This window comes from Sphingobacterium sp. IITKGP-BTPF85, from assembly GCF_001006065.1.
Taxonomy (GTDB): domain Bacteria; phylum Bacteroidota; class Bacteroidia; order Sphingobacteriales; family Sphingobacteriaceae; genus Sphingobacterium; species Sphingobacterium anhuiense.
The window spans coordinates 1-16,718 of sequence record NZ_ASZT02000052.1 but is presented as its reverse complement, the minus strand read 5'-3'; the positions used below and the strand labels follow the sequence as shown (position 1 = coordinate 16,718).

Annotated in this window: 17 protein-coding genes and 1 pseudogene; 14 read left to right on the top strand and 4 right to left on the bottom strand. The window is 35.9% G+C overall.

Features of this window, described 5'->3' with window-relative positions; genetic code table 11:
* Window positions 1–3 precede the first annotated feature (3 nt).
* Window positions 4–1,557: a bifunctional response regulator/alkaline phosphatase family protein gene (locus L950_RS11900; RefSeq protein WP_021191867.1), complete on the bottom strand. Its 1,554-nt coding sequence runs from the start codon at window positions 1,555–1,557 to the stop codon at window positions 4–6.
* A gap of 296 nt (window positions 1,558–1,853) precedes the next feature.
* Here L950_RS11900 and L950_RS36470 point away from each other — a divergent pair, with 296 nt between their 5' ends.
* The 10 genes and pseudogenes from L950_RS36470 to L950_RS11865 all read left to right on the top strand — a co-directional run bounded on the left by L950_RS36470 (window position 1,854) and on the right by L950_RS11865 (window position 8,324).
* Entirely contained in the window at window positions 1,854–2,333 is a 480-nt protein-coding gene (locus tag L950_RS36470) for an HD domain-containing protein (protein WP_316930618.1), read from the top strand.
* A 4-nt stretch (window positions 2,334–2,337) separates the two neighbouring features.
* Window positions 2,338–2,661 (top strand): hypothetical protein, encoded by a 324-nt coding sequence (locus L950_RS36465; protein ID WP_316930617.1) that lies wholly within the window; start codon window positions 2,338–2,340, stop codon window positions 2,659–2,661.
* Window positions 2,662–2,675: 14 nt separating this feature from the next.
* Window positions 2,676–3,101 (top strand): hypothetical protein, encoded by a 426-nt coding sequence (locus tag L950_RS36460; RefSeq protein ID WP_316930616.1) that lies wholly within the window; start codon window positions 2,676–2,678, stop codon window positions 3,099–3,101.
* A 33-nt stretch (window positions 3,102–3,134) separates the two neighbouring features.
* Window positions 3,135–4,178 carry a UDP-3-O-(3-hydroxymyristoyl)glucosamine N-acyltransferase gene (lpxD, locus tag L950_RS11890; protein ID WP_021191866.1) on the top strand — a complete coding sequence of 348 codons (1,044 nt, stop codon included), beginning with the start codon at window positions 3,135–3,137 and terminating at the stop codon, window positions 4,176–4,178.
* Window positions 4,179–4,218: 40 nt separating this feature from the next.
* A pseudogene (locus L950_RS11885) lies at window positions 4,219–5,612 on the top strand (bifunctional UDP-3-O-[3-hydroxymyristoyl] N-acetylglucosamine deacetylase/3-hydroxyacyl-ACP dehydratase).
* 8 nt (window positions 5,613–5,620) lie between these two features.
* Window positions 5,621–6,409, top strand: coding sequence for an acyl-ACP--UDP-N-acetylglucosamine O-acyltransferase (gene lpxA, locus L950_RS11880; protein WP_021191865.1), 789 nt, complete (start codon window positions 5,621–5,623; stop codon window positions 6,407–6,409).
* Between the two features lie 11 nt (window positions 6,410–6,420).
* On the top strand, window positions 6,421–6,825 hold the full coding sequence (locus L950_RS11875; protein WP_316930615.1) for an ATP-binding cassette domain-containing protein: 405 nt from the start codon (window positions 6,421–6,423) through the stop codon (window positions 6,823–6,825).
* The gene (locus L950_RS36455; RefSeq protein WP_316930614.1) at window positions 6,822–7,043 is read left to right on the top strand and encodes an ABC transporter ATP-binding protein; all 222 of its coding nucleotides are present in this window, start codon (window positions 6,822–6,824) and stop codon (window positions 7,041–7,043) included. The genes L950_RS11875 and L950_RS36455 overlap by 4 nt, the downstream gene beginning before the upstream one ends.
* A gap of 75 nt (window positions 7,044–7,118) precedes the next feature.
* A complete protein-coding gene (gene efp, locus L950_RS11870) occupies window positions 7,119–7,679 on the top strand; it encodes an elongation factor P (RefSeq protein WP_021191864.1) in 561 nt (186 codons plus the stop codon).
* Window positions 7,680–7,751: 72 nt separating this feature from the next.
* Window positions 7,752–8,324, top strand: a complete 573-nt coding sequence (locus L950_RS11865) for a 5-formyltetrahydrofolate cyclo-ligase (RefSeq protein ID WP_021191863.1) — start codon at window positions 7,752–7,754, stop codon at window positions 8,322–8,324.
* A gap of 35 nt (window positions 8,325–8,359) precedes the next feature.
* On the opposite strand, the gene L950_RS11860 is transcribed toward L950_RS11865, so the two are convergent.
* Window positions 8,360–9,652, bottom strand: coding sequence for an HAD-IB family phosphatase (locus tag L950_RS11860; protein WP_021191862.1), 1,293 nt, complete (start codon window positions 9,650–9,652; stop codon window positions 8,360–8,362).
* A 35-nt stretch (window positions 9,653–9,687) separates the two neighbouring features.
* Window positions 9,688–10,653 (bottom strand): NAD-dependent epimerase/dehydratase family protein, encoded by a 966-nt coding sequence (locus L950_RS11855; RefSeq protein WP_021191861.1) that lies wholly within the window; start codon window positions 10,651–10,653, stop codon window positions 9,688–9,690.
* Between the two features lie 108 nt (window positions 10,654–10,761).
* Between L950_RS11855 and L950_RS11850 the strand changes: the two genes are divergently transcribed.
* Complete coding sequence (locus tag L950_RS11850; protein WP_021191860.1) at window positions 10,762–11,946, top strand: formimidoylglutamase; 1,185 nt, start codon at window positions 10,762–10,764, stop codon at window positions 11,944–11,946.
* A gap of 46 nt (window positions 11,947–11,992) precedes the next feature.
* A complete protein-coding gene (gene rmuC / locus L950_RS11845; RefSeq protein WP_021191859.1) occupies window positions 11,993–13,327 on the top strand; it encodes a DNA recombination protein RmuC in 1,335 nt (444 codons plus the stop codon).
* Here rmuC and L950_RS11840 read toward each other — a convergent pair.
* Window positions 13,324–14,424 carry a DUF4407 domain-containing protein gene (locus L950_RS11840; protein ID WP_021191858.1) on the bottom strand — a complete coding sequence of 367 codons (1,101 nt, stop codon included), beginning with the start codon at window positions 14,422–14,424 and terminating at the stop codon, window positions 13,324–13,326. The genes rmuC and L950_RS11840 overlap by 4 nt on opposite strands.
* Before the next feature lie 17 nt (window positions 14,425–14,441).
* Between L950_RS11840 and L950_RS32975 the strand changes: the two genes are divergently transcribed.
* Both L950_RS32975 and L950_RS11835 read left to right on the top strand, forming a co-directional pair.
* Complete coding sequence (locus L950_RS32975; protein WP_231577177.1) at window positions 14,442–15,164, top strand: hypothetical protein; 723 nt, start codon at window positions 14,442–14,444, stop codon at window positions 15,162–15,164.
* 32 nt (window positions 15,165–15,196) lie between these two features.
* On the top strand, window positions 15,197–16,708 hold the full coding sequence (locus L950_RS11835; RefSeq protein ID WP_021191856.1) for a M3 family metallopeptidase: 1,512 nt from the start codon (window positions 15,197–15,199) through the stop codon (window positions 16,706–16,708).
* Window positions 16,709–16,718: the final 10 nt, after the last annotated feature.

The window sequence follows — 16,718 nt, the reverse complement described above, 5'->3', positions numbered from 1 at the left end:
TACTTATTTGGAAGTATAAGTAGCGAAAGGAATAATCATTTCTTCCAATGAAATACCCCCATGCTGAAAAGTTTCATTAAAATAATTGACAAATTGATTGTAATTGTTTGGGTATACAAAGTATGAATCCTCTTTTGCAAAGACAAAGCAGGAGCTCATGTGCAACTTTGGTAATTGAGCGTCATGTGGATTCTTAATTAAGAACACGTCCTTGTCAATAAAATTTAGATTCTTACCCTGTTTATAGCGTAAATTGGTATTTGTATTACGGTCACCAACAATCTTGCTCGGTTTTTTTACTTTAATTGTTCCATGATCTGTTGTGATGATCACTCGAACATTACGCTGGGACAGCCATTTCAAGGCTTCAAATAAGGGCGAGTGTTCAAACCATGAAAGGGTTAAAGAACGGTAAGCCGCTTCATTGTTTGCCAATTCGCGAATCATAGCCATATCTGTTCTTGCATGCGAAAGCATATCGACAAAGTTGTAGACTAATATATTCAGATTGTTCTGGATTAAATTGCTCAGATTGTCCACGACATCTTTCCCCTGATCTAAGGTTAAGACCTTTGTATAGGAGTGTTTTATAGGCTTCCGGTAGACACGCTGGATTTGGTCTTCTAAAAATTTGTCTTCATATAAATTTTTACCACCTTCATCTTCATCGTTCTGCCACATTTTTGGAAATCGCTTTTCCATTTCTAAAGGCGTCAGTCCACTGAAAATCGCATTTCGGGCATATTGAGTCGCGGTCGGTAAAATACTGTAGTAAGTATCTTCTTCCTCTAGTCTAAAATAATCGGTGATTACTTCGTTGATCACTTTCCATTGATCGTAACGCAAATTGTCAATTAAAAAGAAAAATGTAGGTTTATCTTCCGTTAATTGCGGAAATACCTTTTTCTTAAATAATTGATGCGAAAGTATTGGAGCTTGATCTGGAGCTTTCATCCAATTCAAGTAGTTCTTTTCGATAAATTTGCAGAATTGAACATTTGCTTCCGATTTTTGCATTGTCAAGATTTCATGCATGCCCGCATCTTCAAGTTTCTCGAGCGAAAGCTCCCAATAGATCAGCTTTTTATATGCCTCGGACCATTGTTGATAATTCAGATCATCATTTAATACCATACCAAGGTTTCTAAAGTCCTGTTGATATGCCATCGATGTTTTCTCGTTAACAAGTCTCTTGTTTTCCGTCAGTTTTTTGATAGTCAGGAGAATTTGCTTCGGGTTAACGGGTTTTATAAGATAATCGTCAATTTTAGAGCCTATGGCATCCTCCATGACATGTTCTTCTTCATTTTTTGTGACCAGTACAGTAGGTACGGTAGGATTAATGGATTTTAAGATTGCTAATGTCTCTAAACCTGTTAAACCCGGCATATTTTCATCTAAAAATACTAGGTCGAAAACACCTTCTTTAAAAGCATCCACCGCATCATTTCCATTATTTACTGTTTTGACTTTATAGCCTCTTTCTTCTAATAAGAGTATATGAGGTTTTAAAAAATCAATTTCATCATCAGCCCAAAGTATATGTGTTTTTTGCATATTGTAATATTTGCTATAATCAAAATCGATTAAATTCCAATTGTTTTAGTGTTTAGGTAGCTGGAGTAATAATCACTTTTTTTTGATATTTTCATTTAAACTATACGAACTTAAATAAAAAAGGAGCTTTACCTATTATTTTTAACACTTGTTAACCACTTAAACTAATTATATTTGTATTTATAATTTAACTCCTAGGACAGGAAAATAAACTGGCTCATCTTTAACTCATTTGATGAACAATTAAAGTTAGCTATTGTTTTGGCGCTATATGTTAGAAGAAATGCATTCATAAATTGAATAAGAAAAAAATATTAAATGATCCTGTCTATGGATTTGTTTCCATTCCATCGGGATTGATTTTTGAGCTTATACAGCATCCTTATCTGCAACGACTTCGCTATATTAAGCAAGTCAGTATGACACATTTGGTGTATCCTGGAGCGCTGCATACCCGCTTTCAACATGCGATAGGAGCTATGCACTTGATGTCGTTGGCGATTGATACGCTAAAAGGTAAAGGTGTTGATATCAGTGAGGAAGAGAAAGAGGCGGCACTTGCGGCTATTTTGCTGCATGATATTGGCCATGGCCCCTTTTCTCATTCTTTAGAACATACGATTATAGATGGGGTTTCGCATGAATTACTATCTTCTCTTTTAATGGACCGTATCAATAATGAGTTCGGAGGAAAGCTTGATCTGGCCATTACTATTTTTAATAATAAATATCACCGAAATTTTCCATCAGTTAGTTTCCAGTCAATTGGATGCTGACAGAATGGATTATCTAAATAGAGACAGCTTTTTCACAGGAGTATCAGAAGGCGTTATTTCATATGATCGAATTATAGCTATGTTAGCTGTGGTTGATGATCAGATCGTTATAGAAGAAAAAGGAATTTACTCGGTTGAAAAGTTTTTAATAGCGCGTCGATTAATGTACTGGCAGGTATATCTCCATAAAACCGTAGTGGGCGCAGAACAGTTATTAATCAAAATACTGCAACGGGCAAAGCAATTAGCAAGTAGTGGCAACACATTGTTTGCGACACCAGCATTTAACTGGTTTTTGACTCAAAAATTGATAAGAACAATTTTTTAGAAGATGCTTTACACTTGGACTGGTTTACACTTTTGGATGATACTGATATTATGTCTGCTATTAAGACCTGGGCCCATCATGAAGATTCTATATTGCGTATGATGTGTCAGAAATTGATGAGCCGTGAATTGTATCGGACCATTATGAGTAATATGCCTTTCTCAAAAGAATTGATGGATGAGGTTTATCGTCGCGTTAAAGAATATTTTCAGGTAAGTGATGACGAATTGCAATATTACGTTTTCACCCAGGAGATTCAGAACAGTGCTTATGATAGCCACAATGACCCGATTAAGATATTGATGAAGACTGGTGAGATTAGCGATATTGCTGAAGCATCAGATTTATCGAATTTAGAGGCGTTAGCAAAAAAAGTGCAGAAGTTTGTACTGTGTTATCCCAAAGAGCTTGGATATATAGCAATTCCAGCTAAAAAATAATTAAAATATAATAAAAAAACATAGCTTTGTAGCATGCAATTTACTGCTCAACAAATAGCATCCTTATTAAATGGATCGATAGAGGGGAATCCTGATGTAGAAGTTTCAAATTTAGCGAAAATAGAAGAAGCTTCTTTAGGGGATCTTTCATTTCTATCGAACCCTAAATATGAGCAATTTTTATATGAGACTAATGCCTCTATTGTAATTGTTAATGAAGATCAACAATTATTATCAGCCCCCAAATCAACTTTAACGTTGATCCGCGTAAAAAATGCTTATACGGCATTTTCTACATTATTGAACATCTATAATGAAGTTCGCCTGGATAGAAAAGGCAGAGAAGAACCGTCATATATACATGATACTACTACCATCGGTGAGGATGGTTATATCGGAGCTTTTGTCTATATTGGCAAAGGTGGAAAAATCGGTAAAAATGTTAAAATTTACCCGCAGGTTTATATTGGTGATAATGTGATTATCGGTGACAATACGACCTTATTTCCTGGCGTTAAGATATACCAAGATTGTGTGCTGGGAAATAATGTTACTGTGCATTCTGGAACTGTAATTGGTTCTGATGGTTTTGGATTTGCTCCGCAGGATGATGGTACCTATGCTAAGGTTCCTCAAATTGGTAACGTGATTATTGAAGACGATATCGAAATTGGTGCCAATACGGTTATTGACCGTGCTACTATGGGATCTACTATATTACATAAAGGTGTTAAACTGGACAACTTGATTCAAATAGCCCATAATGTAGAATTAGGAAAGAATACTGTAATTGCCGCTCAAACGGGTGTTTCTGGAAGTAGTAAGATCGGTGAAAACGTAATTTTGGGTGGCCAGGTTGGTATTGTAGGCCATATTACTGTTGCTGACAAAAGTCAGGTACAGGCTCAAGCCGGAATCAATAGATCGATTACCGAAGCGAATAAAAAGTGGGCGGGGAGCCCTGTATTGGGTTTTCAATCCAATATGAGATCGCAAGTCATTTATGCGAAATTACCTGATCTTGAAAAACGTGTCAGGGAGTTGGAGCGATTATTAAAGGAAAATTTGAAATCTTAAAAGAACCTTTTGGTCGTTTTTGATTAAATATATGTTAGAAATGAATGTAAAACAAAGAACCATCAAGCAAGATGTGGTCATATCTGGAGTCGGTTTACATACAGGTAAAACTGTATCTATGACAATAAAGCAAGCTCCTGAAAATCATTGGTATAAGTTTAAAAGAATTGATTTAGAAGGTCAGCCAGAAATACTGGTTGATGCTGATAATGTCACAGATACATCGAGAGGTACAACGATTTCTCAAAATGGGGCAAGTGTGAGTACTATTGAACACTTAATGGCTGCTCTGGTAGGTTTACAGATTGATAACGTATTAATTGAAATTGATGGACCCGAAGTACCTATTTTAGATGGTAGTTCAGCCATATTTATTGATAAATTTGAGGAAGCTGGTTTCGAAGAGTTAGAAGCTGATCGTGATTATTTTGAAATTCAGCATGCCATACATTATATAGAATCTGAACGTAAGGTAGAAATTATGGCAATGCCATTAGATGGTTACCGTTTAACGTGTATGATTGATTTTAATTCGCCTGTATTAGGAAGTCAGCATGCTGCTATTAATACCATTGAAGATTTTTCAAAAGAAATATCTTCGTCAAGAACTTCTGTTTTTTACATGAATTAGAAATGTTGGTTGATAATGGTTTGATCAAAGGTGGCGATTTAAGCAATGCGATCGTTATCGTTGATAAAGAAACATCTCCTGAGGAATTGAAGAAATTATCACATTTGTTCAACCGTGATGATGTTACTGTTGCAAAAGAAGGTATCTTGAGCAATATTCAGCTTCGTCATCAGAATGAGCCCGCTCGTCATAAGTTATTAGATATGGTCGGTGACCTCGCTTTAGTTGGTCGACCATTGAAAGGACATGTTATGGCAGCAAGACCTGGTCACGCCGCTAACGTTGCTTTTGCAAAGAAAATCAAAGAGCAAATCCGCAAGGATAAAAATACAAAAAAGATTAAGGTGTACGATCCAAATATGACTCCTGTATATGATACAGTGCAGATTATGAAGATTTTACCTCACCGTCAACCGATGTTAATGGTTGATAAAATATTAGAATTAACAGAAAATCATGTAGTTGGCCTGAAAAATGTTACAATGAATGAAGACTTGTTCATGGGGCATTTTCCTGGGGCGCCAATTTTCCCTGGGGTATTGCAAATTGAAGCGATGGCACAGACAGGCGGGATTCTAGTATTGAATACTGTTCCTGACCCGGAGAACTGGTTGACGTTATTTTTAAAAATTGAAAACGCACGATTTAAAGTGCAGGTAAGTCCAGGTGACACGATTATTTTTAGATGCGATTTGACGGAACCTATCCGCAGAGGCATTGCTAAAATGAAAGGTGTAGCTATGGTAGGTGAAAAAGTTGTTTGCGAAGCTGAGTTAATGGCTCAGATTGTGAAAGTAAAATAATAGTAGAGATGATACAGCCGTTAGCTTATATACATCCAGAAGCAAAGATTGCTCAAAATGTTGTTGTAGAACCATTTGCTACTATCCATAGGGATGTAGTTATTGGGGAGGGAACGTGGATCGGTTCCAATGTGACAATTATGGATGGGGCACGTATTGGTAAAAATTGTAAAATTTATCCAGGAGCAGTTATTTCAGGTGAACCTCAAGATTTGAAGTTCGACGGTGAAATTACAACTGCTGAAATTGGGGATAATACTACTATTCGCGAATGCGTTACTATCAATAGAGGAACAAAAGATAAATTTAAAACAGTAATTGGAAAAAATTGCCTTATTCAGGCGTATAGTCATATTGCACACGATTGTACAATCGGTGATTACTGCATATTTTCAAATAGCAGTACACTAGCGGGACATATTACCGTAGGAGATTATGTAGTTTTGGCAGGTATGGTAGCAGTTCATCAATTCTGTACCATTGGATCGCATGCTTTCGTGACAGGTGGTACATTAGTAAGAAAAGATGTACCTCCGTTTATCAAAGCGGCACGTGAGCCTATTTCTTATGCAGGTATAAATTCTGTTGGATTAAGGAGAAGAGGCTTCTCAGAAGAGCAGATTGCTGAAATTCAAAATATTTATCGTGTTCTATTTGTTCAAAATAGAAATTTAACAAAAGCGGCGGCGATCATTGAGGCTGAATTTCAGGCAACTGAAATTCGTGACGAGATATTAGGTTTTATCCGCAACTCTAATCGAGGTGTTATTAAAGGATTTAATCAAAGGGCTGTCTAATTTTAGATCATTTGAAAATTATTTTAACAGATGTAGGTCGGCGTTATAATCGGGAATGGATTTTTAAACATATTACATATGAGTTTGAATCCGGAAAGTCATACGCCATACTTGGACCTAATGGTTCAGGAAAGTCCACTTTGTTAAAAGTGCTTTCGGGAAGTTTAGTGCCTTCTGCTGGAAGTATTTATTATGAAATGAATGATAAAGCAGTGGATGTTGAGTCTGTTTTTCAATATCTTTCGCTCGCTACGCCCTATGTAGAATTAATAGAAGAATTTACGTTACGAGAGCAAATACAATTTCATTTTAAATTTAAGAATTATCTAAGCGGATATAGTGAACCTGAGGTTGTACACTTATTAGGTCTGGAAAATGCAATAGACAAAGAACTGAAATTTTTTCATCTGGAATGAAGCAACGTGTCAAATTGGCTTTAGCTTGTTGCAGTGATTCTGCTTTCGTGTTATTGGATGAACCAACTAGTAATTTGGATACCGCTGGTGAAGGATGGTACTTAGAATTGGTTGATAAAACAAAGCGTGCAGATCGATTGTTTATCATTTGCTCCAACCAAGAGAAGGAATATAATTTTTGTGACCAGACACTGTCTATTTCCGATTATAAAAGTTGATAATTATTAGATTTTTATTAAAAGATTAGATTTTGTAGTTTTGTGACTCAGAAAATAATTATAAAAGTTTAAATCATGGCAAAAGCATCAGACGTTAAGTCAGGAAATGTTTTAAGATTCAACGGTGAGTTAGTCGCTGTTGAGGAATTTATACATCGTACACCAGGTAATTTACGTGCTTTCTATCAAGCGAGAATGCGTAATGTGAAAACTGGTAAATTAGTAGAATACCGTTTTCGAGTTGACGAAAGTGTTGAGATTGCTCGTGTTGAAACAAACGATTATCAATATTTATATGAGGAGGGAGACTTTTTCGTTGTAATGGACAATACCACTTACGAACAGTTTAATATCCCTAAGTTCTTGTTTGGAACTTCGGCACGATTCTTGAAAGAGGGTATGAACGTAATTGTAGCATTTGAAAGTGATGAAGCAATTATGGCGCATGCTCCTAAAAGTGTTGAATTAGAAATAACGTACACAGAGCCTGCAGTAAAGGGAGATACTTCAACAAATGCATTAAAAAATGCAACAGTGGAAACTGGAGTTGAAATTAAAGTACCTCTTTTTATTAATCAAGGAGATAAAGTAAGAATTGATACGCAAACAGGTGATTACATCGAGCGTGTTAAATAATATTAAGATTTAGGTTTAGGTTGATTATTCGGTCTTGTTAGCACCCAGCTGCAAGGCCGTTTTTTTTCTATTATGATGACCAAAAATGAACTCAGGACATATTATCGGCATTTAAGATCGCAATTAGCTCCGTCTGAAGAGATTGATCTAAATTTGGGTCTGTTAGAAAATTTAAAGCGTTTGGAATGGCAAAACGTGAAATTTTGTCATGTCTTTTTGCCAATACTGAAATTTCATGAACCTAATACGCTGCTACTCATTTCATATTTGCAGGAAAAGTTTCCGGAGATTCAAATTGTTATCTCCAAATCGAATTTACAGTCTAATGTGATGAGTCATTATCTTTATGATGATAAGTTGGCATTAGCTCATAATCAATGGGGCATACTCGAACCGGTAGAAGGAGTTTATGTTGACGAAAAGAGTATTGACATGGTAATGGTTCCCTTATTAATTTCAGATAAGGCTGGGAATCGGATTGGATATGGAAAAGGTTATTACGATCGCTTTTTATCTTTATGCAGACCTGATGTTAAAAAGGTCGGTCTTTCATTTTTTGAACCTATAGCGATAATCGAGGATATCGATCCGCACGATATTCCTTTGGATGTCTGTGTGACACCAAAAACAATATATTATTATTAAAATAAAAGCGGGAAGTATAAGTTCCCGCTTTTATTTTAATATAAAATTCGAAATTTTATGGTATTCTGAACTTTTTTAAGTTGTTTGATTAAATCCCGGTCATATTCACCTTTGATATCCGTGACAGCATAACCTATATCAGCCTTAGTCATCAGAAATTGAGAAATGATATTGATATCATTTTGAGCATAGACAAGATTAATCTGCGCCATGATACCAGGTACATTTTTATGGATATGAAGTAAACGTGTAACATCTTTTACTTTAGGAAGCAATAGATTTGGAAAATTGCGACTCATGTAGGTATCTCCATTATTAATGAAGTCGGCCATTCTTCTCGGAATAAATTCGGCGTTTCTCTTTTTGTCTTTTTTGTCATCAAAAACAACAATGCCTTTTGCATTGCAAATATCTTTGTTAAGATGATTTTTTGCATCACCTAAAACGCCAATCGTTTTGAGCTTATCGGCACGGGATAATTGATCTTCAGAAACAGAGATATCTTTTCCAAGTAAAAGCATGCCGACGTCTTTTGTATACTTTTCTTCAAAAGTGTCTTTTGTGCGCACAGAAAATCCATCTCTTTTTAATATATGAGAAGCAATTTCAGGAACCTCTCCGACGATCAGACAAAGAATCCGATTTTTAGGGTAGGAAATAGCGCGGGGTAAATTATTGACATATAGAAATTCATCAAAACTAGGTGTAATAAAATCCGCTTTTTCAGTGACAGTTTTTCTGGAAATATTTTCAGTAAATGCAAAGAATTTCTCAATAAGCCCGGATTCTTTTAATTGAAAATCAGAATACCCATCACCGATGCCGTAAATAGTACCATCTATTTTTAATTCCTGTAGTAATTTTACTTTACCGCCTTCATCCGATAAAGGATTTGATTCGTCAAATCCGATGATATTATCATGCTCATCAAATATAAAGGTGTTCGCGTAGATATTTTCCTTTTTGATATTATAAGGAATAACAACTGGCGTAATGAACTCTTTAAATCCTCCAGATACAATCCAAGCGGTGTCCGAATTTTTTTTAAAAAACTCTCTATTTCTTGAGAATGAAGTAGAGACTTTCTTTTTCAGGTGTGTAATAAGTTTGTCGAGATGACTTTTATTTGCTTGTAGTAATTGGACACGACCAGCTAATGCTTCACGAAATGAAAGTTTACCCTCCATTGCAAGATTGGTGTAGCGTTCAATTTCAAGATATATCTTTTCCCTGTCAGGATGATGTTCTAGCGAAATTTTTGCTAATTCGTCCAAAGCCTCTACTTGCGTAAAGGTACTGTCAAAATCAATGATGTAATAATTTTTCACGGTTTAGTTTGAGTTTAGGATTAGATTATTTATTGTCAGTTATAGCGTACAGCTATCTCTTTTAAGGTCGTTTCTAAAGGTTTATATTCAAAAGCTAATGCCTGTTGTAATTTTGCATCTGTATAGGCTAGCTTCTCGCTAGAAGCCCTAGCACTATCTTTTGTAAGGGTCGATTTTTCCTTTTTTATCGATGCAACTGCAGTCGCTAGCGTAGCTGCGATCATCAGTACAGCAGGAGGGATTGCTATTTTAGGAGCTGCTTTACCCATCAAGGCACTTGCCTTCTCCAGTAGTTCCTTATTGCTGAGGTTCACATTGTTGATAATAAAACGCTCTCCTGAAATATTTTTTAGTGCCATTAGATTGCGCATAATGGAAGCCACATCTTCAACATCAACCACACCAACAGTACCTGTTGGGTAGTATTTTAATCCTTTATTGATTAATGAAAATATTGCACCGGAACCTTTTGCACCAGAGGAAGCTCCAATGATAACAGATGGATTTACGATAACAGCATTTAAACCTTCCGCAATACCTCTCCAAACTTCCATTTCACTTTCATATTTTGAAATTGCGTAGTTGGATAACGAAGACTCATATTCCCAATAGTCTTTTTCACTAACAGGAGCTTGATTTTTACTGGATCCTAATGCAGCAACAGAACTGACATGAACAAGTCTGGCCTGATGTGCTAGACAAAGGTTGACAACATAAGCGGTCCCTTCAACATTTACTTTTTTCATGTTCACCGCATCTTGTTTTTGGTAAGATACGACAGCGGCACAGTGGTACACCTCAGTGATATTTTGGAATGCTTCTTCAAGATCAAAGTAGTTACAAATATCAGCGTCAATCCATTGGATTAAAGACGATGATAATAGCTGTTCTGGAATTATCGAGTTTGAGCGTTTCGTAGCTATCACATCAATTCCTAAATCGATCAATTGCTTGATCAATGTAGCCCCTAAAAATCCGGTTCCTCCTGTTATTAATATCACATGTTAAAGATAACGTTAAAAATAATGTTTTCAAAAGTAAGTTAATAAATGGATATTTGTCTAAGGCAAGGTTTTAATTTTTGATTACCGTCAACACAAATTCATCATATGTCATTATCCGTTTTTTTTAGTCCGATTGTTACCCAAAAGCTATTTCCTGAAGAAGGATTTTTTCGTTCGCAACTTGGCAATGTTGTTCGTTTTTATGACAATCAATTTCCGACTTGGGATAAAGACGATAAGCCACAATTGGCTATAATTGGCGTAGAAGAAGATCGTGCTGCTGTTAATAATCAGGGCTGTGCAAAATCTCCTGATGCGATAAGAAAACATTTGTATCAGCTTTACCAAGGGGATTATGCAATCAACGCTGTTGATCTCGGTAATATTAAAGAGGGGGCAACGATAAAAGATACTTACGCAGCACTTAGAGCAGTTGTGGAAGAATTATTAGCCGATGATATCGTTCCCATAATAATTGGTGGTGGTCAGGATCTGACCTATGCACAATACTTAGGCTATCAAAATCTGGGGCAAAAGGTGGAAGTGGCCGTAATAGATGGTCGATTTGATCTGAACCAGGAAAGTGGTGAACAGGTTGCACTGGATTCAAGATCATATTTGAACCATATTATTCTGCACGAACCCGATTACTTATTTAATTTAAATAATATTGCATATCAGACCTATTTGGTAAGTAAAGAATCGTTGAATATGTACGATAAGTTATTCTTCAATGCTACTAGGCTCGGTGCAATAGCCGGTCGAATGGATCAATCTGAACCGCTGGTGCGAGCCGCTGATATGGTTAGTTTTGATATTGGAGCTATCCGTGCTTCTGAAGCTTCGGGCAATGCGAATGCAATGCCAAATGGTTTATTTGGCGATGAAGCCTGCCAGATTGCACGTTACGCAGGGATGTCAGATAAATGTTCTTCAATCGGGTTCTATGAATTTAACCCATCTTATGATCCCATGCAGCAAACAGCCATGTTGGTATCCCAGATGATCTGGTGCTTTATAGATGGCTTTTATAACCGTAAGCAGGATACCCCTTTATTACCAAAATCGTCTTATATTATCTATAGAACGACCCTGGAAAATGAGGAACATGAATTGGTATTTGTTAAAAGTAAAAAATCAGATCGCTGGTGGATGCAAGTTCCATATTTTGGGTCACGTTCTGTTAATGAAAGGTATCATTTGGTTCCTTGTCGATATGAGGACTATCAGATGGCTGTTACAGGTGAAATGCCTGACCTTTGGTGGCGAACTCATCAAAAGTTACAGTAGTTTTAATGGTCTGAAAAGACCATTTTTTATTTAGTTAAGTGAATTTATGGAAACAGTGTATATTATTATCGTTATCATTTTATTAGTTGTTCTAATTGTAATTTCTTTGAAAAAGAAGGATTCACATCAAGATGATAATCAGTGGAGACAGGAGAAGGAATTAATGGCAATAGAACTGGCAAAAGTGCAGCAACGTGAACAGAGTTTATTGCAAGAGCGGGCGATGTTGCGTGATGAACTGGAAAAAGAACGGGAGCATGTACTGATCGTTGAACGTTCTTTAGAGAGCACGCGTTCTTTTTATGAGGCGCAGCAAGATAAGTTTCAGGAGCAGAAAGTGGAGATTGCTGCTATTAAAAGCCAATTTAATACCGAGTTTCAGGTCATTGCCAATAAAATTTTAGAAGAAAAGACACTTCGATTTACAGAAACCAATTCGAAGTCCATTGGATTGATCTTAGATCCTTTAAAAGAAAAAATCAAACTTTTTGAAGAGAAAGTGGATAAAACTTATTCGCAGGAAGCCGCAGAAAGAAACTCTTTGAAAGGTGTGGTGCAACAGCTGATGGAGCAAAGTTTGCGGATTAAGGATGAAGCGACCAACTTGACGCGAGCTCTTAAAGGTGACGCAAAGAAACAGGGAAATTGGGGCGAGGTAATCTTAGAACGTGTTCTGGAACGCTCGGGGCTTGTGAAGGATCGTGAATTTAGATTGCAGGCATCATTTACAGATATTGATGGGAGACGAATGCAACCCGATGCCATTATTGATTTGCCCGAAAATAAACATCTGATTGTCGATTCGAAAGTTTCTTTGATAGCTTACGAGCGTTGGGTAAATGCAGAAGATGATATCGATCGTGCTGTTTTTGCAAGACAGCATATTTTATCTGTGGAAAATCATGTCAAAGACCTTTCTGCAAAAAATTATCATGAATTGTATGGTATTGAATCTCCAGATTTTGTCTTACTCTTTATGCCGATAGAATCTGCTTTGAGTATGTCGGTTTCCGAAAAACCAGATCTTTTTAGTGATGCATGGGATAGAAAGGTCGTAATTGTAAGCCCATCTACGCTTTTAGCAACCTTACGTACCATAGCTAGTATCTGGAAACAAGAAAGACAGACACGTAATGTTATTGAAATTGCCAAGGAAGCCGGAGCACTTTATGACAAATTCCACGGATTTTTAACAGATATGGATCAAGTACAGGCACAATTGCAAAAAGCATTGAAAAGCCATGAAGATGCTTCTAAAAAACTATCTTTCGGCGCTGGTAATGTGATTAAGCGCGTGGAGAATCTGAAGAAATTAGGTGCTAAGGCAAATAAGCAAATTGATTCCAAATATTTGGATGAAGAAATAGAAGAAGAGGATTAAACCTCTTCTTCTATTTCTTCGTTCATTTTCTTAAGTCTTTTATTGATCGATATATCGATAGAAGCATCTTTTAAATGGTCTATAGCAGCTTTCTCCGTAACGGTATAAGCATCCGATTCATATTCATCGATTATGCGTTGATTGTAGATCGCCTTATCATAAGCATCTCTTCCTGAAAGAAGCTTAACGAATACCGGTAAACACTCAAGGAAAATAAAAAGTAATCCGATGAAAGTAACCGCATTTGCAGTTGCTTCATCCACTTGTCCGTTAGCTTTAAACTTAAGGTTTCCAAGGGCTGAATTTCGGTCAGCAAATCCAGCCAGATTAACAGCGCTATCCAAACTGGCATTTGAAAGCCCTTTTTGATTTAATATACCTTCCGCTTTTTGTTTGTCAAGTATTAAGCGCTCTTTAGCTATAATTGAGCTACGTAAACTGTCAAGATATACTGTTGATTTTTCTAATTCAAGTTCTTTTCGTTTTGCATATGGTCCGTATCCTACTACACCAGATGTTTCGGTTGTTTTATTACCGAAGATTTCAAAGTTGAGCTTTTGTCGATCGGCTTTGATTCTTGCATCAAGGGAATCTCTTTCTGTGGTAAGTGATTTAAGTTGAGTGAGGTCAAACGTATATTTTTTGTTAAAAATAATATTTAGACTGTCTATCTTAGCTCGTTCATTGGCAATATAGGTTGTCTTTAAATTTTCTCTTATTTCTTTGTCGAAAATTTTAAGCTCTAAAGGTCTTGAAATAACGATACCAATTAATATGGCAAGTAATATCCGTGGTAAAGCCTGTAAGAATTGAAAGCCACCTGTTTTCGATTTATTAATACTCAATACAATATAACGGTCCATATTGAAGATCATTAGACCCCATATGATACCAAATACAATCGCTAAAAGCCAATCCAGATAGGTTCCACTAAAAACAAAATACATAGCATAGCCACCAGAAAGGGAGGCAAAAAGACCCGTGAAGAAAATGGTAGCACCAATAGCCACATACTTATTATGTTCTTGCGGATATTTTTTTAATGTCTCTTCATGTACACCTGCGCAGTACAAGAAAAAATGATTGATATTATTCATTAATGAAGATTTATGCTATGAGACAACAAAATTATAAAATAGTTTCAGTACTTTTCTGGTTATTACAATATTGTGATAAATATACAATACTTATTTTGATCTTTCTAAAAAGTATTACTTACACAAATATTTGTAACTTTGCCCAAATTATTGCGAGAATAAAAAGATATATAATGAAGAAAAAACGACTTTTGCCATTTTTTTTAATTGTGGCAACTGCCTTTGTTGGTTGCGAGGAAAAGAAACAAATGACAGATAATCCGCTATTATTAGCATATGATACTCCATTTAATGTTCCTCCATTTGATAAAATCAAAGACGAACATTTCAAACCAGCTTATGAAGAAGCTATTAAAGTTCATAATTTAGAAATTGATACAATTGTAAATAATACAGAAGAACCTACTTTTGAGAATACAATTTTAGCAATCGAAAATGCAGGAAGTTTACTAGGTAACGTTTCGCGTGTATTTGATAATTTAAGCAAGGCTAATACAAATGATAGTATTAATGCATTAGATAAAGAAATGGCTCCTATATTAACGGGTCATTACGATGAGATCTCAATGAATAGCAAATTATTCAATCGTATTAAAACAGTTTGGGATAAGAAATCATCATTGGGATTGGATGCTGAGGATCTTAAACTATTAGAGGATACTTATAAGAATTTTGTGCGTTCAGGGGCAAATTTAAAAGATGGTGATAAAACTAAATTAAAAAAATCAATTCCGAATTAGCAGGGTTAACTGTTGATTTTGGACAGAATGTATTGGCCGAAACTAACGCATTTGAATTGATTATTGATAGTGCAAACCAATTAGATGGTTTACCAGAATCATTGAAATCTGCGGCCGCGGAAGAAGCAAAAGCTAAAGGAAAAGATGGGAAATGGTTATTTACTTTGCAGAATCCTTCTGTTATGCCATTCTTGCAATATGCTAAAAACAGAGATTTAAGAAAGCAAATTTGGGAAGCATATCAAATGCGTGGTAATAACGATAACGCAAATGATAATAAGGAAGTCCTTAGAAAAATAGCTAACCTACGTTTAGAAAAAGCTAAGTTACTAGGATATCCGTCATACGCAGCTTATGTATTGGAAGAGTCAATGGCCAAAAATCCTACTAATGTATATGCATTATTAAACAAACTATGGACACCTGCTCTTAATAAAGCAAAAGGCGAAGCGACTGATATTAATAAAGAAATTAAAGCTGAAGGTGGAAATTTTGAAGTAGCGCCTTATGACTGGAGTTACTATACTGAAATTATCCGTAAGAATAGATTTGCATTAAACGAGGATGAAATCAAACCGTACTTTAGTTTACCGACTGTGAGAGAAGGCGCATTTGCTGTCGCTAATAAATTATATGGATTAACTTTTGTTGCTTTAAATAATGTGCCAGTATACCATAAGGATGTTGAGGTATATGAAGTTAAGGACAAAGATGGCTCTCACTTAGGATTATTATATGCCGATTTCTTTCCTCGCGCTTCGAAAAGTAGCGGTGCTTGGATGACATCTTACCGTAATCAAAGTAAGAAAGAGGGAAAACGTAATGCACCTGTAATCTCGATCGTTTGTAATTTCACAAAACCTGTTGGTGACCAACCGGCATTATTAACTTTTGATGAAGCGAGTACTTTGTTTCATGAATTTGGACATGCCTTACATGGTTTATTATCAAATGTAAAATATAAAAGCTTAGCCGGAACATCTGTTTCTAGAGATTTTGTAGAGCTTCCATCTCAGATTATGGAAAACTGGGCAGCAGACGCCGCGGTATTGAAAGAATATGCTAAGCATTATAAAACTAAAGAAGCAATTCCAGATTCTTTAATTGCTAAAATGGAGAAAGCAGGTACGTTTAATCAAGGTTTCGCGACTGTAGAGTATTTGGCAGCTTCTTTATTAGATATGAATTATCATGCTGCGACTACTCCTATAAAAGGTAATATCAATGCCTTTGAAAAGGAATCAATGAAGAAAATAGGTTTGATTGATGCTATTATTCCGCGTTATAGAAGTACTTATTTTAAACATATTTTTGAGGGAGGATATTCTGCAGGATATTATGCGTATATCTGGTCCGAAGTATTGGATTCGGATGCTTTTGCAGCTTTTAAAGAAAAGTCATTGTATGATCAGCCAACAGCAGATTCATTCCGTCGTAATATCTTAGAAAAAGGTGGTACAGGAGATCCTGCTCAGATGTACAAAACATTCAGAGGAGCGGATCCAGATCCGAAATATTTGTTAATTAAGCGTGGCTTGAATTAAACACATAAAA

What these genes read in the sequence shown, in the direction of transcription:
- lpxD (WP_021191866.1), top strand. Translation starts at nt 3,135, where the DNA reads ATGCAATTTACTGCTCAACAAATAGCATCCTTATTAAATGGATCGATA.
- lpxA (WP_021191865.1), top strand. Translation starts at nt 5,621, where the DNA reads ATGATACAGCCGTTAGCTTATATACATCCAGAAGCAAAGATTGCTCAA.
- efp (WP_021191864.1), top strand. Translation starts at nt 7,119, where the DNA reads ATGGCAAAAGCATCAGACGTTAAGTCAGGAAATGTTTTAAGATTCAAC.
- rmuC (WP_021191859.1), top strand. Translation starts at nt 11,993, where the DNA reads ATGGAAACAGTGTATATTATTATCGTTATCATTTTATTAGTTGTTCTA.
- L950_RS36465 (WP_316930617.1), top strand. Translation starts at nt 2,338, where the DNA reads ATGGATTATCTAAATAGAGACAGCTTTTTCACAGGAGTATCAGAAGGC.
- L950_RS32975 (WP_231577177.1), top strand. Translation starts at nt 14,442, where the DNA reads ATGAGACAACAAAATTATAAAATAGTTTCAGTACTTTTCTGGTTATTA.
- L950_RS36455 (WP_316930614.1), top strand. Translation starts at nt 6,822, where the DNA reads ATGAAGCAACGTGTCAAATTGGCTTTAGCTTGTTGCAGTGATTCTGCT.
- L950_RS11840 (WP_021191858.1), bottom strand. Translation starts at nt 14,424, where the DNA reads ATGAATAATATCAATCATTTTTTCTTGTACTGCGCAGGTGTACATGAA.
- L950_RS11850 (WP_021191860.1), top strand. Translation starts at nt 10,762, where the DNA reads ATGTCATTATCCGTTTTTTTTAGTCCGATTGTTACCCAAAAGCTATTT.
- L950_RS11900 (WP_021191867.1), bottom strand. Translation starts at nt 1,557, where the DNA reads ATGCAAAAAACACATATACTTTGGGCTGATGATGAAATTGATTTTTTA.
- L950_RS11865 (WP_021191863.1), top strand. Translation starts at nt 7,752, where the DNA reads ATGATGACCAAAAATGAACTCAGGACATATTATCGGCATTTAAGATCG.